The 9,962-nt window shown below is 30.9% G+C and carries 8 protein-coding genes, 1 tRNA gene and 1 pseudogene; 3 read left to right on the top strand and 7 right to left on the bottom strand.

The genetic code is table 11. The annotated features are described in order from the left end of the window. Positions 1 to 1,082: metalloprotease TldD (tldD, locus tag V6U76_RS03050; protein ID WP_333023548.1), on the top strand; the 1,082-nt coding region annotated here is incomplete at its 5' end. Positions 1,083 to 1,118: 36 nt separating this feature from the next. Then, complete coding sequence (locus V6U76_RS03045) at positions 1,119 to 2,459, top strand: phosphomannomutase/phosphoglucomutase (protein ID WP_333023547.1); 1,341 nt, start codon at positions 1,119 to 1,121, stop codon at positions 2,457 to 2,459. Positions 2,460 to 2,630: 171 nt separating this feature from the next. On the opposite strand, the pseudogene V6U76_RS03040 reads toward V6U76_RS03045, so the two are convergent. Together V6U76_RS03040 and V6U76_RS03035 are read right to left on the bottom strand one after the other, a co-directional pair. Continuing rightward, a pseudogene (locus tag V6U76_RS03040) lies at positions 2,631 to 3,556 on the bottom strand (transposase family protein). A 108-nt stretch (positions 3,557 to 3,664) separates the two neighbouring features. Continuing rightward, positions 3,665 to 4,129, bottom strand: coding sequence for a hypothetical protein (locus V6U76_RS03035; RefSeq protein ID WP_333023546.1), 465 nt, complete (start codon positions 4,127 to 4,129; stop codon positions 3,665 to 3,667). A gap of 57 nt (positions 4,130 to 4,186) precedes the next feature. Between V6U76_RS03035 and miaA the strand changes: the two genes are divergently transcribed. Further along, positions 4,187 to 5,083 (top strand): tRNA (adenosine(37)-N6)-dimethylallyltransferase MiaA, encoded by an 897-nt coding sequence (miaA, locus tag V6U76_RS03030; RefSeq protein ID WP_333023549.1) that lies wholly within the window; start codon positions 4,187 to 4,189, stop codon positions 5,081 to 5,083. A gap of 92 nt (positions 5,084 to 5,175) precedes the next feature. Here miaA and V6U76_RS03025 read toward each other — a convergent pair whose 3' ends face one another. From V6U76_RS03025 to V6U76_RS03005, 5 genes are all read right to left on the bottom strand, one after another. Continuing rightward, positions 5,176 to 5,559, bottom strand: a complete 384-nt coding sequence (locus tag V6U76_RS03025; protein ID WP_333023545.1) for a hypothetical protein — start codon at positions 5,557 to 5,559, stop codon at positions 5,176 to 5,178. Positions 5,560 to 5,637: 78 nt separating this feature from the next. After that, positions 5,638 to 6,363 carry an SDR family oxidoreductase gene (locus V6U76_RS03020; RefSeq protein ID WP_333023544.1) on the bottom strand — a complete coding sequence of 242 codons (726 nt, stop codon included), beginning with the start codon at positions 6,361 to 6,363 and terminating at the stop codon, positions 5,638 to 5,640. A gap of 21 nt (positions 6,364 to 6,384) precedes the next feature. After that, complete coding sequence (locus tag V6U76_RS03015) at positions 6,385 to 7,209, bottom strand: YihY/virulence factor BrkB family protein (RefSeq protein WP_333023543.1); 825 nt, start codon at positions 7,207 to 7,209, stop codon at positions 6,385 to 6,387. Positions 7,210 to 7,949: 740 nt separating this feature from the next. Further along, positions 7,950 to 8,025 (bottom strand) — tRNA-Arg (locus V6U76_RS03010). A 54-nt stretch (positions 8,026 to 8,079) separates the two neighbouring features. Next, entirely contained in the window at positions 8,080 to 9,897 is a 1,818-nt protein-coding gene (locus V6U76_RS03005) for a peptidylprolyl isomerase (RefSeq protein WP_333023542.1), read from the bottom strand. Positions 9,898 to 9,962: the final 65 nt, after the last annotated feature.

Here is a 9,962-nt window from a genome sequence, read left to right as displayed (position 1 = left end):
TATACCCAGAAGTAAATCCTATCAAAGAGATGGGGCTAAATGCAAAAATTGAGTTACTGAATAAAGTTAATGAGTATATAAGGTCTAAAAACTCTTATGTCAAACAAGTAAAAGTTACCTTGAGTGGAGAATATCAAGTTGTACACATAATAAAAAAAGATAATCAAAAATTCAGTGACATTAGGCCTTTAGTGCGTTTTAACGTATTAGTTATTTTAGAAAAGAATGGTCGTACTGAAAAAGGTCACGCAGGGCATGGTGGAAGAAATTCCTATAGTAACTTTATTTCTGAAGCTAAATGGAAAAAAATTGCAGATCAGGCATTAGCTCAAGCACTAATCAACCTGGAGGCAGTTCAAGTTCCAGCTGGAGAAATGACAGTCGTTCTAGGTTCAGGGTGGCCTGGGGTATTACTACATGAAGCTATAGGGCATGGACTCGAAGGTGATTTTAATCGTAAGGGGGTTTCTGCATTTTCAAATTTGATAGGTGAGCAAGTGGCTGCTAAGGATATAACAGTAGTTGATGATGGTACTTTACCTAATCTACGTGGATCTATTAACATAGATGATGAAGGCGTGCCATCTAAATATAACATTTTAATAGAAAATGGAATTTTAAAAAGCTATATGCAAGATCAAATGAATGCTAAGCTTATGAATGTCAATCCTACAGGTAATGGTAGAAGAGAGAGTTATAAAGAGGTTTCTATGCCTCGTATGACAAATACATATATGCTGGCAGGGAAATATGAACAAGAAGAAATAATATCTAGTGTTAAAAGAGGTATATATGCAGTAAATTTTAGTGGTGGACAAGTTGATATAACATCTGGAAAATTTGTTTTTTCTTCATCTGAAGCTTACTTAATAGAGAATGGAAAGATTACTCAGCCTGTTAAAGGAGCAACACTAATTGGTGATGGTCCAACAGTGTTGAAAAAGGTCTCTATGGTTGGTAACGACTTAAGACCGGATCCTGGCATTGGAATGTGTTCTAAAAATGGACAAGATGTACCTGTTGGAGTGGGACAACCAACACTTAAAATAGATTCTATTACTGTAGGTGGAACAGTTGCATAACCATATAATTTTTTCAAAAATTGCATGCTAAAAGGTATGGATAATACTATTATAAGGAAATATGATATCAGAGGAATAGTAGGAAAAAATCTTAAGATTCAAGATGGTTATGAAATAGGAAGAAAATTTGCTCAATTTTTGGGCAGCAATAAGTCTGTTTGTGTTGGATATGATAGCAGGGTGCATTCACCTAGCATAGAAAAAAAACTAATTGAAGGATTACGTGCTTCTGGTGTTAACGTAATATGTGTTGGATTATGTTCTTCCCCAATGCTTTACTTTGCTACTAAAATTACACGAGCAACTGCTGGTATTATGGTAACTGCTTCTCATAATCCACCACAATATAATGGATTTAAATTTTTTAGTAACAATAAAGTATTTTTAGATCAGGAGATAAAAGAAATTTTGAGCGCTGATATAAGAAATCACGAATATATTGGATCATTATTAAATGTTAACATATACAATAGATATATTAATATGCTTAAGAGTTTAGTGCGCCCTAGCTCTAAAAAATTAAAGATTGCCTGGGATTGCAGTAATGGTCCTATAAGTGGCATAATGAGATATATTGAACAAGTTTTGCCAAGTCATGAACATATAGTTATCAATAATGTCATAGATGGTGCTTTTCCAATACATGACCCTGATCCTACAGAGAAAAAAAATCTATGCCAACTAATTGATATAGTAAAAATTAATAACTGTGATATTGGTATCGCGCTAGACGGCGATGGAGATAGAGTATGCCTTATTGACAGTTCTGGTAATGTAGTTTTAAATGATTATTTATTTATGATCTTTGTACAAGATATATTAGAAAAATATCCTGGAAGTAAGATCATAGCAAATGTTAAAATGAGTATGGAAGTCCATAATCTAGTTAATAGGTTAGAAGGAAAAGCATTAATTTGTGCTACTGGTCACTCATTAATAAAGAAAAAAATGATGGAAGAAGATGCAAAGTTTGCTGGTGAACTCAGTGGACACTTCTTTTTTTCAGAATTAGGGTTTGACGATGGTCTATATGCTGCAATTAAAATTATAAATATTTTGCTTAAAAACAATCAAATTTTATCTGAAGTTATTAATAATTTGCCTGAGTTACACATTACTAATGAAATAAAGATTATAGTTGAAGATGACAAAAAATTTGAAGCAATTGAATCTGTTAAAAAAGCTCTTAAACAGAAGAATATACAGTATTCAGATATTGATGGAGTAAAAGTTACGTTGGAAAATGGAAAGGGATGGTGGTTACTTAGGGCATCAAATACACAGAATTGCATTACTGCAAGGTGTGAAGGAAGAAATAATGAAGATTTTGAGTATGTACAGAAAATTCTCTCTGGATGGTACAGATATCTAGCTTAATTCAGCTAAAGAAAGTACTTAATAAGTATTATTAGCATTTTACCCAAGGTTACTTATTGGTTGATTTTGTATTAATATATTGCAGTAAATTATGTATCATAAGCAGTGGCAAGAAACAATATCAAGTATTACAAAAATGCAATAGTTTAGACTTGATCTGACATACCTGAATTAACTCACAGAAGAATTGAGAAAGTCAAAACCAAAATCAGCATTATTTTTAATGCTATCAATATTTTTCTGATAAGCAATCTATCAAAAAAGGAGGTGATGACCATAGCAATATTTACCTGAATGCGGTCTATGTAAGAATGCACCCAATATCTAGCTGAAGTTCTGCCAAAAAGGTATAGATTTTCTTTCTAAAGATAACATTGTAGCATTCATCAGTTCAGTTCTATGGAACCTTTCACATAGTCTATGGAGATCGAGCTTTAGTTCGAGAATGATCGATATTTTCTATCCAACTGGTAAGCGTGATTTTTAGGTCTGCCACAATACCACAAAATGCGTAGCAATGATACTTTCTGTTCATCGAAAAATGGTATGACCCCTAAGAAGATCTGCGGCTGTGATAGCAGTTCTTTCCGTTATCAAAAGCAACTAGGTATCAACAAAGGTTTTGCTGGTGTCAATACCTTTATAATAACTGTCTTGGCTTTCCAAGATTCTCTGTTTCAATTTCTCCATGTGCTTCTTCCTTAACCTTTTCTAGACCTATTACCTGCCCTTCTGTTAAAATAACTTGGGCTACTTCTCATTCCTTTAACCTTTTTTGAAATTCTCAAGGTCGTTTCACTGATCTTATTCCACTTGCAGAGATTAGAATGCCCCTCTTCGTTTGCTGCTCCTTCTTCTCCATATTCTGAAATTCTATTACTGCTATGTCCTCTATTTGCATATAATGGCTTGCTTATTTCATGTAAAGCTCCTTATCCTCCTGTTTCATACAGTTCTTTGAAACGATAAAAATATCCCTTGAACATCTTACACGCTTGTGATACAATTCATAATTGCTTTGCAAGTTCTAGCAATCCTAACTTTGATTTTAGTATTTTTTCTTTGTTGTACTCATCTCCTTTGAAATTTGTTCTTATTTTTATCTTATTATTATAAATAATATAAAACAACCAAGGAGCTTTATACTACGTTTTTTGTACTTATTTGAAATAATACTATAGAAACTTTCCTATAATAAAATAGATCTAAGTACTAAATTCTTCATTGACTTTGTCAACTATTTCTTGTGGTGGATCTTCACCCCACCCTGAATACATAACCTTCCCATAATCTGCAACATCTAAAGACCCTCTCCGGCTGTGTGCAAGAAATAACTCTTTTTTATCTTTATCAACTAACACGTAATGCCATGCTGACTTCCCCCTATCTTTACCTCTAACTAAAAATACACAATCTGGCCTTCTTTTTGCTGTTTCTGCATGGCTCCTTTTATTTTCAATTCTACTAACTCTTTTAAGTGAATTAGCAAAAACATTATCTGTATCAGAAGCTCTGTTTTTGGTTGCATATTTACTACTAAAACCACCACCACTATTATTTTCTTTATCAGAATTATTGCTTCTTAAGCGCTTAACAAAGTTACCAGAAGCACTACCACCGCTTCTGTCTTTTATAAAACGCTTAATAAAAGAATTATTATCATCTGACATATACTCTCCAAACATTGCGCATAAAATATATTATAGTATACTTATAATATGAACAAAATACAAAAGAAAATTATAATTATTATCGGTATTACAGCTTCGGGAAAGTCGGAATTATGTACTTATCTGGCAAAAAAGTATAATAGTGTTATTATTAACTGTGATTCAAAACAGATATATAAGGAAATTCCTATAATTACTGCACAACCACTAAAGCAAGAAGTACCTTATAGGCTATATGGATATATTTCAGTAAGAGAATCTTATTCTGTTGGATTGTGGCTACAAGATGTAGAAAAACACATTCAAAGTACATGGAAAAATTTACAGTTACCAATTATCACTGGAGGAAGTGGATTATATATTACTAGTTTAGTTAGAGGTTTGTCTTCAATACCACAAGTAAGCAAGGAAGTAAGAAGAAATGTGCAAGAATTAAGTAGAAATTTAAGTAAAAAAGAATTTTATAAATTAGTTTTAAGTAAAGATCATAGGATTTGTAGTAAAATTACTGCAAATGATTCTCATCGTCTTTCAAGAGCTCTTGAAGTTATCATCGAAACAGGAAAATCGATCTATTTCTGGCAAGAAACCACAAGATCTGACATGAGTAACTTTGAGATCTATGCTATACTACCTGAACGAGCACATGTATATCAAAAGATAAATTCACGTTTTATAAAAATGATTGAAGAGGGGGCAATCAACGAAATAAGAAATTTGCATAACATGAACTTGGATCAAAATCTACCTGCTATGAAAGCACATGGCATACCAGAAATCATACAACATCTGGAAAATAAAATATCACTTGAAGAAGCTATAAACATTGCACAAATAAACACTAGACACTACGCCAAGAGACAATACACGTGGTTTAAAAACCAGCTTCCTGAGTCAAGAATTATAAATAAGCCAGAAGAATTGCATAGTATAGATCTTTTAGGAATTTATTGACTACTTAATATAATATAAAACCCTTCTTTATTGTTAGAATCTGAATTAAAAAAAGACAAACAAACCGCACCCCCCTACCATACGCATAAATTTTATTTTTCACTATCAACTTGTTCATGCATTTTTCTTATAACAGACCTTAATTTTTTAGTTACACCATCAAACTCTGTAAACCCATTAGTATTAGGATTATTGATAATAAATTCTTTAGTCATTACCCTCAATTTCCTACTTAATCTATCAAGTTTTAGTAATAACTTTTCATCTATTAATGGCACTTTTGCATTACTTATATTTCCACCTGAAACACTGTTATTTAAAAGTCCACCTTCTTCCATCAGACGCTCTGACATTTTCATGAAAGGCTCTAATGTTTTCTGTAATAATCCAGGATCCTCAGCTAATTTTTTTATCTGTTCTTGACATGAAGCCATATATTGATCCATAAAGTTTTGTTGTTCCTTATCTGTAGTCATAAACTTACCTTTTATAAAACTGCTTACTTACTAATATAAACTACTTACCACTAAATTAGTATTACTTGCATATACATATTAGTCAATAGGTAAATCTAATTGGTAAGTTTTTCCCGAATATTTACATTCCTCAGAAATTAAATATAAAAATCTATCTCTCAACTTATCTGATATAATTGATTCAGTGGCATCACTATCAGTAAGCGTTTTCTTTTTTATCACACTATTTATAGATCCAGGATATACCATGTTAATGCATATACCTGTATGTTTTGTTTCAGTAGAATATATTTTTACTATTGCTTCCAACGCAGTTTTACTTGCAGCATATGCTCCCCAGTATGGACATGATACAATAGATTCAATAACTTCAGATATCAAAAATATTACCCTACCTGCTTTAGAGTATTTTAATAAGAAATTAAAATTTTTTATTAAGTACCAACTAGAACTAAAGTTTGTATCTATAATTTTATTCCAAGTTTCTAGGCTATATTCATATAGTGGTTGTGAATCACCTATAATTTCAGCTCCTGCAATTAATATGTCTAATACTCCGAATTTTGAATTTATCAAAGTAGAACATTCCTTTATAGCATTAAAGTCTAACAGATCGAGTTGCACTAATGTTGCTGAACCTTGAGACTCTTTAATGTCATTATCTATTTGTTTAAGATTATCAATGTGTCTAGATATTAAAATTACGTGTGCACCTTCATGTGCAAGCTTCTTTGCTATGGTTGAACCAAATTTACTAGAAGCACCAGTAATTAATGCTACTTTATCTTTAAAATTGCAACTCATAAACTATACCTCATATAACACTTAAGGTTTTAATGTTTTGCTATGCTCGTAACGAAAATTGAAATTTGCTCCACATATGAAAATTAAACTGATTATATAAAAAAATAATAATGATATCACTATCCCACCAAGACTGCCATATATAACATTTACTTGGTTAAAGTGTTGTATATATTTTTTAAAAACTTTTGCTAAAATTGTCCAGTTTATAATAACAAAAAAACTACCAGGAAAAACATTTATTATACTATGCTTTATATTAGGTAACGTAAAATACAACCATGAAACTATTATAAAAAGTATAAATTCAAGAAAAATATATTTAGAATACATTAATTTATAATATGAAAGATCAATTAACATTGGTAGTAGTGTAGCACATATTATAGTAAGCGTTACTATAAACGTTATACCTAAAAACTGTAATATACTCAGCACTCTTCTTAAGAGATAATGTGGTGCACTATGTACTCTATAAGCTTTATTTAAAATTGTTCGAATGCCTTCCATTGCAGAGGAAGCAGTCCATATTGAACTAACAATTGCTAAAGTTAAAAGCTGTTGCGGTGGACCAGATATTATTTCATTAATTCTTGGCATTAATGATGCTAAAATTTCATGAGGTATATTATCGGTTATAAACAACCAGCCTATATTATATTGATCCAATAAATTAGCCAATGCTGATGCTAAAGCCATCAATACAATTAAAAAAGGAAATAAAGATAACAAGATCAAAAACGATAAATAGCCTGCATGTTCTATTCCACCATCACATGCTGTATCTATTAATGCCTGATATAAACAATAAATTAGAATCTTGATCCTTTTTAAAATCTTATTCATTAGCACAATGCCAAAACCTAAGTATTATAATATATTTTTTTATAAAAATAACTCAGACATTGATTTATATCATAAGTATGCAATCTCTTTCGAAATTAGAAAATCATGTCTACAATATACTGAGACTTAAAGTTTAAGTATATTCCTAGGAAGAACTTCTGTACGTCTTCTATATTCAACAACCATAACTTATAAGGTGAAGGGTTGAATTTTAATCAATTTGATGAAGTAGCTCAACTTCCTGATATATTCTTGTATTGCCTAATCTGTCAGAGCTAAATACCCTCTGCCTATAGATGTCTTCCCCAAAATTGTTTGCACAAAAATCTTGCATGAGTAAACGAGCCTTTTAAAAGCTTTGCTGACTACTCCTCTGTGGCCTGTATGAAATGAACATGATCAACTGCAACATTTACCAGAGATATCTCATTTTCCATAGCTTAGCAATTCTCTAGTCCTGACAGCAACATGGCCAAGTAAAACTACGGTATTTTGGAATCCATACCCAATAGTACTTTCGTATCGATTTAGAGTATATATATAACGTCGCTATATGCATCTTCGCTTTAAAGCAATGGGTTTCCCAAATTTGGACACTAAAAGTTAACTACCTCTCTTTCCTTTTTTGATACTTTCTTTTACGTGCCTTCTCACTTCTAAATTTTATCCAGAGGCCCTAGAAAGATTCTAGTGATAATATTATTTTAATATTACAAAGCAACATATATAATCCAATAAAATGGCGTGTCTGGAGGGATTTGAACCCACGACCTACAGCTTAGAAGGCTGCTGCTCTATCCACTGAGCTACAGACACAGACTTATTATATTAATGTTCGCAAATACATATTAAGTCAAGATTCTTATAAAACTAATGTAAATTCTCAATCAGAGAATGATTAACTTCTATTTTATATTTTAACTTTAAATGCATCATCAATTCTTCTTGTAAAGAATGCATAACTTGCTTTCCATTTTCATATGGATCTATAATACCACTTGGCTCTGTTATATTTTTTAATATACCGATAATGAAAGTATTATCATGCTTTACAGGATTAGTGATAGAATTTACTTCTTTTAAATTAAATACTGCTTCCGTGAAAGAATCAGGATATTTATTTTTTGTTTTATCACGATGCATTATAACTTGATCAAGCAGCTTAATATCTTGAATTTTTTCAATATCAATTCCAGAGTTCAATTCATGTAAAATTTTACTTGCTACTTTAAACATCTCTTTCTCTATACAATCCTTATTCCACATTTCTAAAACTTCAGGTTTACTTTCTTCAAAAGTTTTTTGCTTAGCAAAAATTATATCAGTAACTTCAACACTGAAAGCAGATCCATCAACATCAGTAAAATATCCTTTCTGACTTTTGTTTTTTGAAAAAATTAAAGAGATAAGACTTTCAGAAAAATTTTGTTCTTTTCCATCTTTATCTTTTTTGTTCTGATCTACAGGTCCTACTATTTTAATTTCTAAATTATGCAAAGCTGCAATTTCTTCCATACTTGAACCGCTATGTATTGCATGATTTGTTCTCTGTATGAATTCATTAAATATATTATATGTTTTTTGAGCTTTTAAAAATGCTCTAATATCTTTCTGTAAATTAAGGAGGTCCTCATCGTTGACTTGATGCATTCTTTCTAATTTTATTATATGCCAACCGAAACTGCTTGTTAAAACTTCACTTATTTCACCCTCTTTTAAAGAAAAGACTTGCTCTCTCATAGCTTCTGGTAGCGCATTCTTAGTAATATTATCTGATTTAATATCTGCAAGTGTTTTGCCAGTGCTATGCACTACCTGCTCAAAAGTTAATTCTCCTTTTTTTAAAGCTAGGATTGCTTTCTCTGCCTTTTCCTTGTTTACAAACACTACATTTAATATATCTCTTTGATCTTTAAGCTCTTGCTTTTCTATTATCGCAGAAATTTCTTCATCTGAAACTTCAGCTTGATTTGTAAAATCTTCTAAATTTACATTTAAGTATTTTGCACTTCGGTATTCTGGATAGTAAAAATTAGACTTATTTTTTTCATAAAAATCAGATAAGACTTGATCATCAGGAATTGGAATATTTGTTATTCTATCTTGTGAGGTAGTCAAAACATCTACAGTTCTAGTTTGGTGACGATATTTGTATATGTCCTTATCAACCTTTTGACTAAGGGTAATGGGATAATTTTCCTTGAAGAGAGAAGTCATTAACATCAAAATCGGTAGTGTTTTCTTTAGCTTGAGAACATAATCTTCTTCCTTAAGGCCTAGGCTTTTTAAAGATTTAAAAAACTTATCTTTATCAAATTCACCTTTATCGTTCTGAAAATATGAAATGTTTCTTGTATATTTTTTAACTGCTTCTTCCCCTATATCCAAGTTCAATTCATTTACTAGGTTTATTAATAATTTTTGTTCTATAAGAGAATCAAGCAATTCATATTTTAGACTTGAAATTTGTTCTTTACTCATCTCACTATCAACAATTTTTCTTATATAATCAACCCTATCTTGATAAAAAGATTTGTATTCATTGAGCGATATAACTTCTCTTCCAACTTTAGCAACAACTTTTTCTTTATCATTACCTGAAATAATATCTCCTATTCCCATGAAAATCAAAACACAAGCAAGCAGAACAATAATAACTTTAGTAAAAATACCTTTTATGCTCATCATTAAGTATAAGTTAATTTAGAGTAATAGGATAGCAAAGATTATAAAATTGTAAATATATCAAGATT

Source organism: Wolbachia endosymbiont of Pentidionis agamae (genome assembly GCF_036711655.1).
Lineage (GTDB): Bacteria > Pseudomonadota > Alphaproteobacteria > Rickettsiales > Anaplasmataceae > JAZHPY01.
The sequence above is the reverse complement of the archived record's forward strand: the minus strand, read 5'-3'. Positions and strand labels throughout refer to the sequence as shown.

Coding starts and splice junctions, on each gene's coding strand:
- V6U76_RS03045 (WP_333023547.1), top strand. CDS start 1,119: ATGGATAATACTATTATAAGGAAATATGATATCAGAGGAATAGTAGGA.
- V6U76_RS03035 (WP_333023546.1), bottom strand. CDS start 4,129: ATGTCAGATGATAATAATTCTTTTATTAAGCGTTTTATAAAAGACAGA.
- V6U76_RS03025 (WP_333023545.1), bottom strand. CDS start 5,559: ATGACTACAGATAAGGAACAACAAAACTTTATGGATCAATATATGGCT.
- V6U76_RS03020 (WP_333023544.1), bottom strand. CDS start 6,363: ATGAGTTGCAATTTTAAAGATAAAGTAGCATTAATTACTGGTGCTTCT.
- V6U76_RS03015 (WP_333023543.1), bottom strand. CDS start 7,209: ATGAATAAGATTTTAAAAAGGATCAAGATTCTAATTTATTGTTTATAT.
- V6U76_RS03005 (WP_333023542.1), bottom strand. CDS start 9,897: ATGATGAGCATAAAAGGTATTTTTACTAAAGTTATTATTGTTCTGCTT.